The organism is Verrucomicrobiota bacterium, assembly GCA_037139415.1.
Classification (GTDB): domain Bacteria; phylum Verrucomicrobiota; class Verrucomicrobiia; order Limisphaerales; family Fontisphaeraceae; genus JBAXGN01.
The window spans coordinates 1-16,967 of record JBAXGN010000183.1; the positions used below are offsets into that span (position 1 = coordinate 1).

A 16,967-nucleotide genomic window follows, 5' to 3' on the forward strand; every position below is an offset into this window, starting at 1 on the left:
GGACTGAGGAAACATGGACCGCAAGGTTGCGTGCGCCTCAGTCCTACTCGACCCAGCTAATTTTTTTGCCATGTCCGGCCCCCCATTTTCTGCAAACCGCAAAATGCCCAAGCCAAAATCGTACTTGGATGGTTAGCAGCTCCTTTACAATTTTATGCAACTCAAGGAAACGGAAACGGTGCCAAACCAGAGTATGGTTTATTTTTTTGATCTCCTTCCATAAATCGCTACCCAAACGCCCATTATGAGGCTATAGTCAGCCCCAATATGACTGGAAACGAAATGCCATCGCCGCCCGCGCTGATTGTTCCTCCGCCATTTCCCAAAGACCCCGCCGTTGTGCTCGACGCGCTACCCGCCCAGGTCAGCCAGATTCGCGCCGAAGTCGCCAAAGTGGTGGTCGGTCAGGAAGAAACCATTAATGCCGCCTTGTACGCCTTGTTTTCCCGTGGCCACTGCTTGTTGGTCGGCGTGCCGGGACTGGCCAAAACGCTGCTCATCCAGGCACTCTCCCGCACTCTGGACTTGAAGTTCAGCCGCATCCAGTTCACGCCCGACCTGATGCCCTCCGACATTACCGGCACGGAAATTCTGGAGGAAGATCATGGCACCCACCACCGCGAGTTCGTGTTCAAGCGTGGGCCGGTGTTCACCCAGGTATTGCTGGCGGATGAGATCAACCGCACGCCCCCCAAAACCCAGGCCGCGCTGCTGGAAGCCATGCAGGAAAAAACGGTGACCGTGGCCGGGAAGATGTACCGGCTGGAAGAGCCGTTTACCGTGCTCGCCACCCAGAATCCGATTGAGCAGGAGGGCACGTACCCGCTGCCGGAAGCGCAGTTGGACCGCTTTTTTTTCGAGGTGCTGGTCAATTACCCGTCGTTTGACAACGAGATCAAACTCGTGGCGCAGCATTCCTTTACCCCACTGGACAAGATCAAGCCCATGATGACCTGCGAGCAAGTCCTGGCCTATCGCAACGCCATCGCGGAAATTCCCGCCGCCCCCAACGTGGTGCAATACGCCGTGCGCCTGGTGCGCGCCACCCGCCCCGAAGATCCGGAATCGCCAGACTATATCAAACGGTGGGTGCGTTGGGGGGCCAGCCCCCGCGCCAGCCAATACCTGATCCTGGCTGGACGCGCCCGCGCCGCCTGCATGAAACGCTTTAACGTCTCCTGCGAGGATGTCGCGGCGCTGGCGCACTTGGTGCTCCGGCACCGGATGATTCGCAGTTTCCAGGCGGATGCCGAGGGCAAAAAGACCGATGACATTATTGACCAGTTGCTCAAGGATGTGCCGCGGTAAACCCGCCTTATGCCTGCCAACCTCGTCAAGCCCTTGATGGAAAGCTTCGACCCGAAGGCGCTCGCGGCGTTGGAAGGGTTGGACTTCAAGGCGCGGTATGTGGTCGAGGGTTTTTTAAGCGGCCTGCATGACAGCCCGTTTCACGGTTTCAGCGTCGAGTTTAGCGATTACCGGGATTACCAGCCGGGGGATGATTTGCGGCATCTGGATTGGCGGCTGTTCGCCCGCAACGACCGTCTATGCATCAAGCGCTACATGCAGGAGACCAACGTGCGGTTTTACCTGCTGTGCGATAGCAGCGCTTCGATGACCTATCGTGGCGCCGGGGCGTGGGGCAGCAAGCTGGACTGCGCGCGCACCCTCGCGGCGGCCATGACGTGGTTCATGCTGCGCCAGAATGACGCCGCCGGCATGATCAGCCTGAGCGGAAACCGCGAGGTGCCCGAATTTGTGCGGCCCTCGCAACGCCCCAGCCAGTTGGGGTTGATCCTGCAACAATTGGATGCCCTGCAGGCCAGCGGTGGCCATTGCCTGGGCCGTTTGCTTGAACACGCCATCCGGCTGGTTCATCGCCGCAGTGTCATCCTGTTGTTTTCCGATTTGCTCGAACCTTCCGAGGAGGTGGCCCAGGGCCTCAAACACTTGCGCTTTCACGGCAACGAAATCATCGTGTTCCAAGTGCTGGATCGTGATGAGTTGGAATTCCCGTTCACCGAACCCAAGTTGTTCGAGGACCTGGAATCCGGGGTGCGCCGCGCGGTATCGCCCGCCAAAGCGCGCGATAAATACCTGGAACGGTTTGGCGCGTTCATGGAGGCCCACCGGCAGTTGTTCCGCAGCCAGGAAATTTCGCACTGCGTGGTGCGGGCGGATGAGAACCCCTGGCGCGCGCTGGCGTTGTTCCTTTCGGAGCGCAAACGGCTGCTATGAACTTCACGTTCCTCAATCCCTGGTTCTGGCTGGGCGCGGTGGCGCTCGCCGCTCCGATCTGGCTGCACCTGCGTCGCCGTCAGGAGAAGAACGTGCATCGCTTTGCCGCCTTGCGATTTTTGGACGACCAACCCGAGCCGCGCCAGAGCCCGTTGCGGTTGCGGAATATAATTCTGTTCCTGCTGCGCGCGCTGGCGCTCCTGGCCATCGTAGCGGGATTCGCCTGGCCGTACCTGCCCGAAAATAACCAGGTGATCATCCAGGAGAGCCGCGTGTATGTTCTGGACAACACCCTGAGCTACCAGGCCGGAGACGGCTTCGCAAAAGGGAAGGAACGCATTCTCAAGGAGCTGGCCGCTGCTGGCAGCGAGGTGCAAGTGGCGGTGGTGGAATTAACCTCCCAGCCGCGGGTGCTGGTGGCCTTTGGCGATGATCGCGCGTCGGCGCGCAGCGCGGTGCTAGCCATTGTGCCCTCGCATCAACGCGGAACCTACCTGGCAGCGTTTCGTCAGGCGGGCGCGCTGCTGGGCAATTCGCTGGGGCATCGCAAGCGGATTATTTTTCTGGGCGACCATCAGGATAATCAATGGAGCGAGAGCGTAAATACCCCGCCCTTTCTCAACCAGGTGGAAATCGAGATGGACAAGCCTGCCTTGGAAACCCGACCGAACCTGTCCTTGGGTGAACCGAAGTTGCAACGGGTGTTTTTGGGCGAGAAATCGCTGGTGAATTTCAGCGTGCGGCTTGGCCACGTCGGCGAAGCAAAGACCGCCAACGTGGTGATTCGTACCAATGGCCAGGTATTGGGCCGACAACCCGTGAGCTTGGAAAATCAGCCGGAGAACGTCCTGTTGCAGGCGCAGTGGGAATCCGGCGTCCACGATTGGTTGCGCGGCGAGGTGTCCGTCGAAGGCGAACCCGACGCCTTGGCCGGAGATAACCAGGTGTTTTTTGCCCTGCCACCCCTTCGCGAGGGGCAGGTCGCCGTGCTGGCGCAATCCCGCTACCTGCGCCTGGCGCTGTCGCCGGAAGTCATGCGGGGCCAATGGGCGGCGCGCATTTTGGAACCTGCCAAACTCGCGGAGGAACTCGCCGCCAACCGCGATGCCGAGGTGTTGTGCATCGAAAGCGGATACCTGCCCAACGCCGAGGCCCGGAAACTGATGTGGCGTTACTTGACCAATCGCCGCGGAGTGGTGCTGATTCTCAACCGCCTATCCCCCACCATTGTGGCCGCTCTGCGCGAGCTGGGATTTGAAACCGAAAGCGCCGCCGTGGACGCCAAACGGGGCGAAAGCTTCCAATTCGTCGCACCCAATCACCCGATATTTCACCCGTTTTTTGCCCCAGATTTCGGCAATCTGCTCGAAGTGCGCTTTACTAAATATTACCGGCTCAAAACCAGCGAAGCGGTGCCGCTGGCCTACTCGGACAAAGGCAGCGCGTTATTCTTCCAGGGCACCCGCACGCCCGGACGGCTGTATGTGACCGCCTTTGGGCTCGACCGCGAGCATACCTCGTGGCCGGCGCATCCCACTTTTATTCCCTTCCTCGACCTGTTGCTGCAATCCGCGCGGGCGGAGGATGGAACGCCATCGGAATTGGAGCCCGGCGGCGCGGTGCTGGTGCGGGTGCCACCTCACTCACAGGCGCGCCACGCGGTGCTGCATGACGGCGGGAAAGAACTGTCGCGCGTGCCAGTAGTGGATGGCGCAGTCCAGTTGCGGATGCCGGATCAGCCGGGCAATGTGTCGCTAAGCTGGGATAATCCGGGAGAGATCGAGCGGATTTTCAGCGTGAACCCCTCGCCAAAAGAATCGCAATTGACCTACGTCAACGAGCCCGAAGCGCTGGCGACGTGGCAGTTGAGCCAAGGGCTGGACAAAAACAAATCAAATCTTGCGGAACCGAAAATCGCAGCCTCTTCTGCCGCGATTCTGCAACAGCAACTTTGGTGGTGGTTGCTGGTGGCGGGCGCAGGGTTCCTGGCATTGGAAACCTTTCTGGCCCTGTTTAAACGCAATCCGGTGGGAGCCGTCAAATGAGCGTAAACCTGGGCATCTTGAATTTTCGTTTGAAGCAGGCATCAGCCCAGTGGCGGAAACTGCGTTTCCTCCAACAAGCCGCCTGGTTGGGGGCCGCACTTTGCCTGCTGAGCTTGTTTTGCGGCCTGGCCATGCAGCAGCACTGGATTGGCACCCGTGAGGGGGCGTTGGATTGCTTCATCATGATCGGCATGTTGGGCTTTATCGCGTTGCTCGTGGTGTTTGTGCGGTCGTTTAGTTCCAGTCCTGAGCGCAAGGACGTGACCGCCGCGTTGGAACAAGCGAACCCGGAATTGCAGGATCGGGCCAACACCCTGGTCTTTCTGCAAAAACAACCCGGTCTGGTCCGTCAATCGTTCGTGGTGCGCATTGCCACGCAAACGCAATTCATCCTGGCCAAGGTGCGTTCGCCCAAGGTGTTTTCCGCCGATCCGGCGATGCAAGGGTTGGCAGTTTTCCTGATGACGTTGCTGGCCACGGTGAGTTTTTACCAGGTGTTTTCCCCCTACCAACGCCTGCCCAACCGGGTAGCCGTCAAACCGGTGAACGTCCCCGCGCAAACTTCCGCGCCGCAAAACCTGGAAACCATGCCGCCGGAAACCGTCGCGGAGGTCGAGGAGACCAAAGCATGGGGCGAGGTGCGCATCACCGATCCCGGCAAGGACATCAAAACCACGCCGTTTGACATGATTCCCATGGAAATCGAAGCCGCCGCCAACGACACAATCCAGTCGGTGGCCTGGTTCTCCGCTGTCAATGGCGGCACGGAAATTCGCAACGAATTGCCACCACCAGCGGAAGCGCGGTTCGCCACCTATCAGCAAACCTTGAATATTCTGGGGATGAATTTGAGCGACTGGGATGTGATCGCCTACTATGCCCGGGCCACCACCCTCAAAAGCAACCAGTATGTCTCGCAAATCTATTTCGCGGAGGTGCGTCCGTGGGATGAGGATTTATTCCGCCTGAAAGCGCAGGGAAGTCCCAAAGCCCTTCAAAGCCTGAATGAACTCACGGCGATGATCGAACAGCAGGAACAGGTTATCCGCGAGACGCACCGCCAGATTCAGGGCATGGACAACGAAGTCGCTCGGCGGGCGCAGGACCGACGGAAACTCTCCACCACGGAGTATGAATTAAGCGAGACGGGCCGGCATCTGCACGCGGAAATGGCGGCGGACCTGGAGGGCACTCCCGCCGAGGATGCCGTCCGCAGTATGGCCAGCGCGGTCGAATCGCTCGCGCAGTCGGGAAAATTACTGGAGGAAAACACCCTTCCCGAGGCACAGGGACGCGAACTGAAGGCGCTGGCGGAATTGAATGCGGCGCGGAAGATGTTCCACAAAACCATGTGCAACCAGGCTGGCGATGGCGATGGGGATGGCAATTCACCACCGCCCAAGCCACCCGAAGAGAACCAACCGGAGGAGAATGCGAAGAAGCTGGAAGCCATGGCGGAATTCCGCAACGAAGAGAAGGCGGCGCAAGAGTTTGTGGAAAAAACCGCCGCGCAACAACAGTCGCTCTATCGCCGGGTCGCCACCTCGCCGACGACGGTCCAGCCCAAACTTGCGCAGGAGGAGCGGGATTTGCAGAAGTCGCTCCAGGAATTCCAGGAACAACATCCCCGCGCGCTGCGCAACAGCGAGCCGGCCCAGGCGGCCATGAAAAAAGCGGCGGACTCGCTGGAGAAAAAGAACAACGATGCTCGGCCGTCCACCTATGCCGCCGCGCAGCAATTGGAAAAGCTGGCGCAATCCATGAAAAAGGATTCGGCGCAGCAACAACTGACGGACGCCTATAAATTGAAGGAGCTGCTGGATAAACAGATTCAGTCGTTGAGCCAGTGCGAGCAAGGCGGCGGCAATCTGTCCGAGTCGCAAGCCCGGTCTGCCGCCACTGCCGCCCAGCAAACCCTTGAACAACTCCGGCAGGCGGCGGAGAATTCGCCCACCCGTGAACAGTTCGGCCAGCCGTTGCGCGACGCGCTGAACCCGGAAAACAAGGCCGCCCTGAACAACAAGCTGGGGCAGTTCGCCATCGCCCAGCCGGGCAAAGATCAGCAGCAAAAGGCGGGGACGGCCAAGAACGGAATGCAAGCCGTCAGCCAGGCCTTTGAGCAAAGCGCGCCGCAAGGACGGCAGGCCAACCGGAAGAAAGATGCGCTCGGCAAAGAACCTGGCGACAATCTGGAAGCAGGTCTCGCCGGATTGGAAAACCTGCAACGCCGATTGGAGGCGCAACCGAACACTCCCAAGGCCGACCTGCAGAAGCAGGGGAAGCAGATCGTGATGCGTTTAAAAGAGGCCCAGCGCGAAACGCACGCCAGCAGCTCTTTGGCCGATGTCATCGTGCAGTTGGAAAACCTATTTAAGGGTGAACTGCCAATGGATGCTGAAGTCTTGCAACGGCTGCGGAATGACTTGCAACGCGTGGCGGCGGAAAATCGGGGCCGCGAACCCAAGTCAGAGAAGACCGTCGAGGCCGGGCACATTGACGCCAGCCGATTGCCACCGGCCTACCGTGGCCGCATTGAGAAATATTTCGAGAAACTTTCTGAAAAACCATGATGGATTCAGGGCCGATGACCGGAATTGAATGGGCGTGTCCGCAAGCGTGGCAAACGGGGGTGCCGCTGGGCTTGTTGTTGCTGCTGCTTTCCGGTTGGTCGCACTGGCGACAGGGGGTGAAACCCTGGCGCATGGCCATGCTGTTGAGCCTGCGCGGCCTGGCGCTGGCCACCCTGGTGCTCTTGCTGGCGCGCCCCACGCTCGTAACCCGGGAAAAGCCCGTGACCGCCAACCGCAATGTTATGCTGCTGATGGACCGAAGCGAGAGCATGGGCCTGGAGGAAGGGGATTCGACCCGTTACCGGCAAGCCACCGCGTTTTTGCGCGAACGCTTGTTACCAGCGTTGCGCGAGGCCAATTTGCCGGTCCAGGCGTTTTTATTTGCGGAGGATGCGCAACTCGCCGATGGCCGGCAATTGGCGGCCGCCAAACCCACTGGACGGCGCACCAATCTGGGTGGAGCCATTGCCCACGCGCTGGCCAGCCAAGCGCAACCACCTTTGGCGGTCATCGCGCTGACCGACGGGTTGGCCAACGAAAGCGCCGATAATGCCCGGGCGCTGAGTGCGCTGATGGAGGCGCACGCGCCGTTTATTGGCGTCGGTTTCGGCAGTGATCAGGGTGCCACCACCTTGCAGTTGCGGCACGTGGACGCGCCACCGACCGTCGCGGTCAAGACCGCCTTCACCCTGTCCGCGCAACTCGAAGGCGTCAATCTCGGGGAAACGCCCGCGTTCGACCTGCTGCTGTTGCGGGATGGCCAACTGCTCCAAAAGCGAAGTATCCAGGCGGGCAAAGGCAGCCGCATCTGGATGGAGCAGTTCCGCGTCTCGGAGGACGAGGCCGGCCTGCATCATTATACCGTGCAGATGATGCCCCCCGGCACGCCCGGCCTGAAATGCCCGGCGGCCACCCAGAGCGCCATTGTCCAAGTGCGCGAGGAAAAAGAAGTGCGCGTGCTTTACATCCAGGGCGCACTGACGTGGGATTACAAATACATCAACTTGGCGTTGCGCAATGATCCGGCCATCAAGTTGACCGGCCTCACCCGCACCTCCAAACAATCGGTCTTTCGCCAGAATGTGGAATCCGCCTCCGAGTTGATCCACGGTTTTCCCACCACCATCGAGGAACTCTCGCCATTTCGAGTCATCGTATTGTCCTCGCTGCGCGCCTCGGACCTTACCCCAGCCCAACAGGACATTCTGGTGCGATTCTGTGGCGAATTGGGCGGCGGTCTGTTGATGATCGGTGGCGCCGGCACCTTCGATGGCTCCTGGCAAAATTCGCGCCTGGAGCGGGTGATGCCGGTGGTGTTCGCCCGCCATGCCGACGCGCCCATCACGATCGAACGCGCCTTTCGCCTGGACCTTACGGAGGAGGCGTTGCAACACCCCGTGTTCCAAATCTCCGATGGCGGCAAAAACCGGGAAATCTGGTCCCAACTGCCCGCGTTTAATGAATACGCCCGCGTGGATGCCGCCAAGCCGGGCGCGCGCGTTTGGGCGTTGCACCAGTCAGATCAAGGCCCCAACGGACGCCGTATTCTCATGGCTGCCCAACGCTACGGGGCGGGCAGTTCGGCGGTGCTTTGCCTGCAAAATTTCTGGCGCTGGCGGTTGGCCCGGGATGCCGAACCGGCTAACTATGACCGGTTTTGGCGTCAGTTTTTCCGATTCCTGAGCGACGCCGGACGCCAGGAGGTGACCGTCTATCTGGCGGATCAGGAGTTGCGTCCCCAGATGGACGTGCAGGTGGTGCTGGAAAGACAGCCCAACCCGAAAATCCTCACCGAACCCAAAACCAAATACCTGGTGCGGGTCGAAGACGGACAAAAGAAATTGTTGCGCGAGGAAACCGTGGAACTGGAAACCGGCCGCCCGCATGAACTGAAATTCCGCGCGGAAAAACCGGGCGCATATTCCGTCGCCGTGCTGGATTCACAAAAAAATCCGCTCTGTTCGCGCACGGTGGAAATCCGCGATGTCAACGTGGAGTTGCAGAATACCGCGCGCAATATGGAAACGCTGCGGCAATGGGCATCGGTGAGCGGGGGACTGGCCGTCAAGGTGGAGGACTGCTCCAAAGCGGGTGATCTCGCACGGGATATCCGGGATAAAATCGAATCCACCCATCGCATTCACGAAACGCGCCGTCCGGTGGGCATCAACGCCTGGATGTTGACCCTGGTATTATTCGGGCTGGGCGGCGAATGGTTGCTCCGCAAACAATGGGGGATGATATGAACCAAAATCCGAAATCCGAAATCCGAAATCTGAACTATTGGGTCTGTCTCCTGTTGCTATGGGGTAGTATCGCATCCTCGTGGGCGGCGGTGCCCCCCGAAGTGGTGGACCCGCAGGCGACCTTTTTCATGGGCCGCATCAAGTATGGCAAAAACGAGGGAAACGATTGCGCCAACGTGGGCCGGGAATTGATGCAGTTGATTTCCCAAACCTCCACGGTAAAAATCCAGCAGGAAAAACGGATCAAGTTCACAGACCCCGAACTATTTGAGACTCCATTCGTCTTCATGAACGGGCATAACGATTTTATTTTCACGGATGAAGAACTGGAGGCGCTGCGCAAATACCTGGCGCATGGCGGCTTCTTCTTTGCGTCCGGCTGCTGCACCAACCCCAACTTTCCCAAGGCTTGGCGCCGGGAACTGGCGCGGATTTTTGCCGGTGAAAAGGTGCGGACGCTGACGTACGACCACCTGATCTACCGTTCCTTTTACCAAATTGACCGGGTACCCTGCCTGCATGAGGCACGCGAGATCAAGCTGGAAGGGCTGTTTTATCAGGGCAATCTGGTGGCGGTGATGTGCGAGGACGGCCTCTGCTGCGCCTTCAGCATGAACAACTCCTGCAATCGTGGCAAAGGGGTCAGCCCCGAGGACGGCAAAAAACTGGCGCTCAACATCGCAGTATATGCGCTAACGCATTAAAAAAGGAAGGGGGCCTCCCGGCCCCCAGTTCGGTTTCGTAGAAACTTCAGCTTGCGCTGAAGGTGAACCAAAGAGCTGCTAAAGTGCAGTCGGTTCCGGTAATTGTCAAGGGCCAGATGAAACAATGTTTACCTGAAAAAATAGCCAATACCGGTCAATACCAGCGCGGTGTACCCGCCCGCCAGCACGTCATCCACCGTCACACCCCAACCACCGGGCAGGGATTGGCTTTGCCACACCGGAAATGGCTTGAGGATGTCGAACAGCCGGAACAAGCCAAACGCCAGGGCCACCGCCAGCCAGTCTGATCTTTGGAACACTGCCGGTGAACACAGCACGCCTTGGGAACATCCATGGTGCCACGCCAGCGGAAGGAGACAGACCGGTAAGGCAATGATTTCATCCATCACCACCGATGGCGGGTCTTTCTGGTTCAACCGCTTTTCCGCCCACCCGCAAATCCACACGCTAAAAAAAATGCCGGCAATGGTTGCCGTCAGGTAAATCCACCAACTGGAAAATGCAAAGAGGAGCAACGTCCAGCCAACGCCCACCATGGCCCCAAACGTTCCCGGCGCTTTGGGCAGGCGTCCGGCGCCAAAACCCTGGGCAATCCACAGAAGAACGGCCTGTCCCCCGGAAGCGTTCAGGAGCAACGGTTGAACGGCTACGTTTTGTTGATCTTCAATTGCAGGCGGTTTTGCCAACTCCGCTCCCCGCTGCATTCTAATCTTCCGCAGGAGCCAATGGGAATTAGGAGTCATAAGTCCCGTTTTTCAGCTTTTGATTTTCGGACTTTGGGTTTACGCAATTCGACTCACACGTCGTTCAAGTACACTTCCCGGTTGCGCCACAAATACAGGGCGCCAGAGATAATGGTTAGCGCCACCGCCACCCATTTGCTGGCTTCGGTGAACCAAGCGAGCCACGGCCCACCGCCAAACAGGTTATAACCAAAAATGGCCTGGCCGGTCGCGCCCCATTGCGGATAACTCAACAAAAACAGGATCGAAATAATACATACGATTTGGGAAATCGTCTTATGTTTTCCAAATCCCTCAGCGGCCAAAATGATATTTTTTGAAGCGGCCAGAGTGCGCAAGCCGGTGATGGAAAGTTCCCGGGCCACGATCACCACCACCATCCACGCTGGCATCTGATCGAGATCCACGAAGGTGATGAAAGCCGAGCAGGTCAGCAATTTGTCCGCCAGCGGGTCCATCAACTTGCCAAAATTGGTGATGAGCTTGTATTTGCGGGCAATACGGCCATCCAGATGGTCCGTGATACCGCCCAAACAGAATAACACCAGCCCCACCGTTTGATGACCGGGAAAACGCGCAAACATGACCATGAGAAATATCACGGTAATCACGAGGCGCGAGACGGTCAATTTATTCGGTAAATTCATGCTGGTTGTGCAATTAAATCATAATCCGTGTGCCCGATGATTTTCACCCGGGCAAACTCACCGGCAGGCAGCTTAGCACGTACATATATGCGTCCGTCAATATCAGGCGCATCGGCCTCGCCGCGCGCCACGGCATAATGTCCCCGCAACGCGGCCACCCCGCCATCGCTTTCGCGAATCAAACCGTGCTCCCAGGAACTCACGTTGGCCTGCTTTAATTCTTGCGCGCCAGCCTCCCCCTCCACCAGCACCTTGAGAACACGTCCGACCTGGGCGGCGGCCACCTGCCGGGCAACCTGATGCTGTTCCGCCATGGCCAGTTCGCGCCGCCGTTGCCGGATTTTATCGGGAATTTGCCCCGCCATCTGGCCGGCCCGCGTGCCTGCTTCGCGCGAATACGCAAAAACTCCCAATCGTTCAAACCGGGTCACTCGGATAAATTCGAGCAGCGCATTGAAATATGCGTCCGTTTCGCCCGGGAAGCCAACAATGAACGTCGTCCGAATCGCAATGCCGGGGATGCCAGCGCGAATTTTGGCGAGCAGGTCCACAATATATTGTTGCGAGGTCTCGCGGCGCATCCGCTCCAGCATGTTGTGATGAATGTGCTGCAACGGAATGTCCACATAACGCGCCACCTTCGGGCATTCGGCGATGGTCTGGATCAGTTCATCGGTCCAGTGGGCGGGATGCGTATATAACAAACGAATCCAGAAATCTCCCCGCAATGCGTTGAGTTCCCGCAACAGGGAACTCAGCGTGGCGGCATGGGCCGGCAGTTCGCGCGCCGCCGCCTTGAAGCGCTCGGGCGACGCAATCGCGTGCTGGCGGTTGGTGCGCAGGTCCAGCCCGTAATAGGTCGAGTCTTGTGAAATCAGGTTCAGTTCCTTCACGCCATCGGCCAGCAGAGCGCGGGCCTCCGCCACAATATCCGGTTGCGACCGGCTGCGATAGCCGCCCCGCATCCGTGGAATAACGCAAAAACTGCATGGGTGATTGCAGCCTTCCGCGATTTTGAGATAGGTAAAATGCCGTGGGGTGAGCCGGAACCGCGGCGTGGCGTAATCCTGAATATAGGTGGGCCGCAGATGCACCTCCACCATGGGCACCACCGGCGCGGGCAGGACCGCGCGGGTCTTTCCGAATTTCCCCGTGCCGCGCACCGCGTCCCCCGCGTCATCCACTCCCGCTTTGCCTTCCGCGTTCCATTGCGCAAGCTGCTTCAAAACTTTGCCCTTGGCCGCCTTGCGCGGTTTGCCCGCCGCCAGTTTTTGTGCCCGGTGCGCGATGGCTTGCCGCACAATGTCCCCGATTTTCGGCACTTGATCCACGCCCATGAACACATCCACCTCGGGAAACAATTTGGGCAAATCCGCACGGAACCGCTGTGGCAGACAGCCGGCGACGATCAACCCTTGGGTGGGCTGATGCGTGTCCCGCAACGCCGCGCTTTCCAGGATGGCCTCCACGCTCTCTTCCTGGGCGGAATCAATAAACGAGCAGGTGTTCACGATGACCACGTCGGCGGAAGCCGGGTCGTTCGTGATTTCCACGCCGCTCTGCATCAACGCTCCCAGCATGGTCTCCGCGTCCACCAGGTTTTTAGCGCAACCCAGGGAAATCAGACCCACGCGAGGCGGTGTCGGCAATGATGTTTGCTTGCCCATGAGCCGGCAAGGCTACGCCAAAGCCAGTCCGGCAAGCAATAGCGGAAAATGAAGACATCAAGAGAGGTTGTCTTTTATACTGTTTTGAGGCAAATTATCCTCGGTCGCGGAACCTTATGGGCAAGACATTCAAATCATTGCAAGGGCAGTTGCTGCTGGATGGCGGGAGTCTGGCCGGCTCCTTCTTTAGCCGGACGGTGGTGCTTATCTGCCAGCACGACGCGGAAGGGGCTTTTGGCTTGGTGCTGAATCGTCCGGCGGATGCCACGGTAGGGGCGGCGTTGACGGTGAAGGTGCCGGAGACCCTGCGCGAACAGCCGCTGTTTGTCGGCGGTCCGGTGCAGCCTTCGGCACTCAGTTACCTGCACTCGGATGTTTTTTTGCCCGAAGCCAGTGTGTTGCCCAATTTAAATCTGGACCATTCCGTGGATACGCTGATGGAACTGGCGGAGTCGTTTTCACCCACCCGCAAAATCAAAGTGTTTGCCGGATACGCTGGCTGGAGCCCGGGCCAGTTGGACGATGAAATGAAGCGCAAAGCCTGGCTGACGCATCCGGCCTCGCTGGAGTTGGTTTTTTCAGCCAAGCCGGAAGATTTGTGGCGGCATATTCTCCGCCAGAAAGGATGGCAATACACCTTGCTGGCGGAGTCGCCCGAAGATTTGGCCAGGAATTAGCGCGGCGGCTACTTCGCGCAGCCGCAGCAGCACTGCGATGGTTCTGCGGAACGGTCCTTCGCGGGTTCGGCAAAGAAGCCGAAGTAATTCCGGGCGTTCCGGTAGCAAATATCCTGTACCAGCGAGCCGATCATCGCCTCATCATTCGGCACCAGCCCGCGATTCATATCGTTACCCAGGAGATTGCAGAGCAGGCGGCGGAAATATTCATGCCGGGTGTATGACAGGAAGGACCGGCTGTCCGTGAGCATGCCCACAAAGCGGCTGAGCAACCCGAGCTGCGAAAGCGATTCAATCTGGCGGGTCATGCCGTCCAGTTGATCCAGGAACCACCAGCCACTGCCGAATTGCAGCTTGCCGGCAATTTCGCCGTCCTGGAAGTTGCCGATCATGGTGGCGATGAGTTCGTTGTCGCGGGGATTCAGGTTGTAGAGAATCGTGCGCGCCAGCTTGCCGTGTTGATCCAGCCGGTCCAGGAACTTGGTGAGTGGGCGCCCCACTTCAAAGTCGCCGATGGAATCACACCCGATGTCCGCCCCGATCTTGCGGAACAGGCGGGTGTTGTTGTTGCGCAACGCGCCAAAATGGAATTGCTGGGTCCAGCCCTTTTCGGCATCCATCACGCCAAACTCGAACAGCATGGCGGACTTGAATTTGAGGATTTCCTGCGGTGCCAGCGGTTTGCGCGCGCGGATTTTTGCAAAGCTGGCCTTGATTTCTGCCTCGGTGTACTCCTCGGCGTAAAAAGTCTCCAGACCGTGATCCGACAACCGGCAGCCCACACTTTCAAAGAAATCCTGCCGCACCCGCAACGCCTGCATGAATGAGGCGTAGTCCTTGATGTTCACGTTGGCGGCGGCGGCGAGCTGATCCACGTAGGCGTTGAAATTCTCCACGGATTCAACTGCCATGGCCTTATCCGGACGCCAGGTGGGCAGCACTTTGATGCCAAACGACGGGTCATCCGCAATGGCCTTATGATGTTCGAGCGAATGCACCGGGTCATCCGTGGTGCAGACCACTTCGACCTTCATTTGTTTCATGATGCCCCGGCAGGAAAATTTCGGCTGGGCGAGCTTCTTGTTGCACTCGTCCCAGATGCCTTTGGCGGTATCCGCGTTTAACAGGCGGTTATGAATGCCAAAAGGCCGGTTGAGTTCAAGGTGCGTCCAATGGTAGAGCGGATTCCGCAGGGTTTGCGGCACCGTTTCCGCCCATTTCTGGAACTTTTCCCAATCCGAGGCGTCCCCGGTGCAGAAGCGCTCCGCGACCCCGTTGCTCCGCATGGCCCGCCATTTATAATGGTCGCCGTACAACCAGATTTCTGCGAGGTTTTTGAACTGATGATTCCGCGCCACCTGGTCCGGCGGCAGGTGACAATGATAATCAATGATTGGCAGGTCCGCCGCGTACTTATGGTACAGCGTGCGGGCCGTCTTCGTTTCCAAAAGGAAATCCTCATGGATAAATGGCTGTTTTTTCATAGCGCTGCAAGAGAATGCCAATAAACCCGGCCGTTTGGCAAAAGGAATATTTATGACATCGGCCATACCCTTTCAGCGACGCGTCTCATTCAGAACCAGCGCGTTTGTAATCTGGGCCAAAGCTTGATTAGCCTGATGCTTTGAAGGATAAAAAAGCGTGTTGGTTCTCTGGATCAACTCCATCAGGGCGGGGATTGCCGACGCCGACGCGGAGCCGAACGCCCCAAGTGACTTAGCCGCCTCGGCCACGAGATGCGAGTCCCGGCTTTTCAGGGCCTTGGTTAAAGCGGGCACAACGATTTCAGCATCTAGGGTCATCTTGCCTAAGGCTTGGGCCGCTACCCGCGGGATGTAAGGATCCTCGCTCTCCAACCATTCCAAAATCGCGGGCAAAGCCGCCCGAGCATCCGATCCATAGGCTGCAATGCTGTTCAGGACTCGATATTGCAGGTACAACCGCGGTTCGCTTGCGGGGAACTGCAACAGGAGGTCTTTCCGGCGCTCCAACGCGTTCGTCAGTGCCGGAATGACAACGCCAGGCTCAAGCCTGAGCATGCCAAGGGTTCGTGCGGCGATCCACCCAGCCCGGTTCGTGTATTCGTTCAGGCTCTGCAGCAAAAGCGGCAGCGCCGGCAGGGCGTTCGTTCCCATTTGCGAGAGAAGATAAAGAACGTCACAACGGAGATTTGCCGAGCCATTGGTGGCAAGGTCCAGTAGAATTGGCAGGGCAGCCGGACCAATGTTGGCCAAGGCGAAAGCGGCTCGCCGGTTTGGAAGCGCGTTATGCTCGAGCCCCCAGTACGGGTCATGATTTTCCCAAGGGTTATCCACCGGAAGATGGGCAACGGAAGCCAAGGCGGGAACTGCGGAATCCGCGTTGGTGCCGAGCACGCCAAACGCGGCTATCGCCCCGTAACACCGATGAACGGGGCCGTCTGTGAACCGCCGTCTGAGCACCGCGAGCGTTGAGTGAGAGGGGATCCAACGCGCGAACCAACCGGTCAGGTCATTGCAGATCTCCCGGACGGGTTCCCGTGGTTCAGTGGAAACCCAGCGCACCAGGAAGGGAATGGCCGGACGACCGATCTGCCGGATGGCATCCTCGGCCTCCCGCGCCGTGGCCCAATGATCGTCTGTGTAGGTGTACCCACCGTATAACGCGACCCATTCGCTCAGCCGGTGGCCGTTGCAGGACGGTTCCCAGAACAACAAGCGATGCCCCGCCAGCAATGCCAAAAGCCCAACCCCAACCAACCACCATTTCATCTTTGTGTGCATGGTTTCTCAGCCGGTACCGGTATTTGTGTCAGATCACTGAACCAAGTATTTTCGTTTTCATCGTTATCGGTTTGGCAGCTTCCACAGCTTTCTCAGCACTTCCTCGGGCGGGGTCGAACCGACAGCGGCAAGGACCTCCGGCGCAATTCTTAAAAGGGCGTTGGTGGCGTCCGTGCGCGCTTCGAGGTCCGGGTCATTAAGCCTGGTCACCAGCACCGGGATGGCCGCGCGGCCTTGGGGGCCAAAGGCGGCCAGTGCCCGGAAAAGCCGGCGGCGTAGGGGTGGAGGTGGAGCGTCTTTAAGGCAATCGGCCAGCGCCGGCACCGCCACTTCAGGTGTGACAGCCATGACACCAAGCGTCAAAGCCACTTGTTCGCGAAGTTCGTTATCAGTGTCTTGAAGACATTTAGCAAAGACAGGCACCACGGCAACGTTGGTTTCAAAATATAAGCCCATCTGGCGAACCAGGCTGACACGATCCGGCGTCTTCGGATTGGCCAGTGCGGTGGCGAGCGCCGGAAGCCCGTCATTACCGAGGCCACACAAAGCCATCGTGGCCAAACGATAAGCGAAAAAGTTGGTTGGCTGGTTTGCTAGTATTACTATGTTAAGTTATAACAACGCTCACATCCTCAAACTTTCGACCG

General features: G+C 58.6%; 13 protein-coding genes. 7 read left to right on the forward strand and 6 right to left on the reverse strand.

Features of this window, described 5'->3' with window-relative positions; all coding sequences use genetic code 11:
• Nucleotides 1-267 precede the first annotated feature (267 nt).
• From WCO56_24015 to WCO56_24040, 6 genes are read left to right on the forward strand one after another with little or no spacing between them, the layout of a single operon-like run.
• A complete protein-coding gene (locus WCO56_24015; GenBank protein MEI7732659.1) occupies nt 268-1,308 on the forward strand; it encodes a MoxR family ATPase in 1,041 nt (346 codons plus the stop codon).
• Between the two features lie 9 nt (nt 1,309-1,317).
• On the forward strand, nt 1,318-2,238 hold the full coding sequence (locus WCO56_24020) for a DUF58 domain-containing protein (protein ID MEI7732660.1): 921 nt from the start codon (nt 1,318-1,320) through the stop codon (nt 2,236-2,238).
• Nucleotides 2,235-4,283 (forward strand): BatA domain-containing protein, encoded by a 2,049-nt coding sequence (locus WCO56_24025; GenBank protein ID MEI7732661.1) that lies wholly within the window; start codon nt 2,235-2,237, stop codon nt 4,281-4,283. The genes WCO56_24020 and WCO56_24025 overlap by 4 nt, the downstream gene beginning before the upstream one ends.
• Nucleotides 4,280-6,853 carry a hypothetical protein gene (locus WCO56_24030; protein MEI7732662.1) on the forward strand — a complete coding sequence of 858 codons (2,574 nt, stop codon included), beginning with the start codon at nt 4,280-4,282 and terminating at the stop codon, nt 6,851-6,853. Before WCO56_24025 ends, WCO56_24030 begins: the two co-directional genes overlap by 4 nt.
• Entirely contained in the window at nt 6,850-9,099 is a 2,250-nt protein-coding gene (locus WCO56_24035; GenBank protein MEI7732663.1) for a vWA domain-containing protein, read from the forward strand. The genes WCO56_24030 and WCO56_24035 overlap by 4 nt, the downstream gene beginning before the upstream one ends.
• Nucleotides 9,096-9,803: a DUF4159 domain-containing protein gene (locus tag WCO56_24040; protein MEI7732664.1), complete on the forward strand. Its 708-nt coding sequence runs from the start codon at nt 9,096-9,098 to the stop codon at nt 9,801-9,803. Before WCO56_24035 ends, WCO56_24040 begins: the two co-directional genes overlap by 4 nt.
• A gap of 128 nt (nt 9,804-9,931) precedes the next feature.
• On the opposite strand, the gene WCO56_24045 is transcribed toward WCO56_24040, so the two are convergent.
• From WCO56_24045 to rimO, 3 genes are read right to left on the reverse strand one after another with little or no spacing between them, the layout of a single operon-like run.
• The gene (locus tag WCO56_24045) at nt 9,932-10,567 is read right to left on the reverse strand and encodes a phosphatidylglycerophosphatase A (protein MEI7732665.1); all 636 of its coding nucleotides are present in this window, start codon (nt 10,565-10,567) and stop codon (nt 9,932-9,934) included.
• A 53-nt stretch (nt 10,568-10,620) separates the two neighbouring features.
• On the reverse strand, nt 10,621-11,214 hold the full coding sequence (gene pgsA / locus WCO56_24050; protein ID MEI7732666.1) for a CDP-diacylglycerol--glycerol-3-phosphate 3-phosphatidyltransferase: 594 nt from the start codon (nt 11,212-11,214) through the stop codon (nt 10,621-10,623).
• On the reverse strand, nt 11,211-12,863 hold the full coding sequence (gene rimO / locus WCO56_24055; protein MEI7732667.1) for a 30S ribosomal protein S12 methylthiotransferase RimO: 1,653 nt from the start codon (nt 12,861-12,863) through the stop codon (nt 11,211-11,213). The genes pgsA and rimO overlap by 4 nt, the downstream gene beginning before the upstream one ends.
• Nucleotides 12,864-12,997: 134 nt before the next feature.
• On the opposite strand from rimO, the gene WCO56_24060 reads away from it, so the two are divergent.
• A complete protein-coding gene (locus tag WCO56_24060; protein ID MEI7732668.1) occupies nt 12,998-13,558 on the forward strand; it encodes a YqgE/AlgH family protein in 561 nt (186 codons plus the stop codon).
• An 8-nt stretch (nt 13,559-13,566) separates the two neighbouring features.
• Here WCO56_24060 and uxaC read toward each other — a convergent pair whose 3' ends face one another.
• The 3 genes from uxaC to WCO56_24075 form a co-directional block, all read right to left on the reverse strand.
• Nucleotides 13,567-15,042 (reverse strand): glucuronate isomerase, encoded by a 1,476-nt coding sequence (gene uxaC, locus WCO56_24065; protein MEI7732669.1) that lies wholly within the window; start codon nt 15,040-15,042, stop codon nt 13,567-13,569.
• Between the two features lie 72 nt (nt 15,043-15,114).
• A complete protein-coding gene (locus WCO56_24070) occupies nt 15,115-16,320 on the reverse strand; it encodes a HEAT repeat domain-containing protein (protein MEI7732670.1) in 1,206 nt (401 codons plus the stop codon).
• 63 nt (nt 16,321-16,383) lie between these two features.
• Complete coding sequence (locus WCO56_24075; protein ID MEI7732671.1) at nt 16,384-16,872, reverse strand: HEAT repeat domain-containing protein; 489 nt, start codon at nt 16,870-16,872, stop codon at nt 16,384-16,386.
• Between the last annotated feature and the right edge of the window lie 95 nt (nt 16,873-16,967).

Coding starts and splice junctions, on each gene's coding strand:
- WCO56_24040 (MEI7732664.1), top strand. CDS start 9,096: ATGAACCAAAATCCGAAATCCGAAATCCGAAATCTGAACTATTGGGTC.
- WCO56_24030 (MEI7732662.1), top strand. CDS start 4,280: ATGAGCGTAAACCTGGGCATCTTGAATTTTCGTTTGAAGCAGGCATCA.
- WCO56_24045 (MEI7732665.1), bottom strand. CDS start 10,567: ATGACTCCTAATTCCCATTGGCTCCTGCGGAAGATTAGAATGCAGCGG.
- pgsA (MEI7732666.1), bottom strand. CDS start 11,214: ATGAATTTACCGAATAAATTGACCGTCTCGCGCCTCGTGATTACCGTG.
- uxaC (MEI7732669.1), bottom strand. CDS start 15,042: ATGAAAAAACAGCCATTTATCCATGAGGATTTCCTTTTGGAAACGAAG.
- WCO56_24060 (MEI7732668.1), top strand. CDS start 12,998: ATGGGCAAGACATTCAAATCATTGCAAGGGCAGTTGCTGCTGGATGGC.
- WCO56_24020 (MEI7732660.1), top strand. CDS start 1,318: ATGCCTGCCAACCTCGTCAAGCCCTTGATGGAAAGCTTCGACCCGAAG.
- WCO56_24075 (MEI7732671.1), bottom strand. CDS start 16,872: ATGGCTTTGTGTGGCCTCGGTAATGACGGGCTTCCGGCGCTCGCCACC.
- WCO56_24025 (MEI7732661.1), top strand. CDS start 2,235: ATGAACTTCACGTTCCTCAATCCCTGGTTCTGGCTGGGCGCGGTGGCG.
- WCO56_24015 (MEI7732659.1), top strand. CDS start 268: ATGACTGGAAACGAAATGCCATCGCCGCCCGCGCTGATTGTTCCTCCG.
- WCO56_24035 (MEI7732663.1), top strand. CDS start 6,850: ATGATGGATTCAGGGCCGATGACCGGAATTGAATGGGCGTGTCCGCAA.
- WCO56_24070 (MEI7732670.1), bottom strand. CDS start 16,320: ATGCACACAAAGATGAAATGGTGGTTGGTTGGGGTTGGGCTTTTGGCA.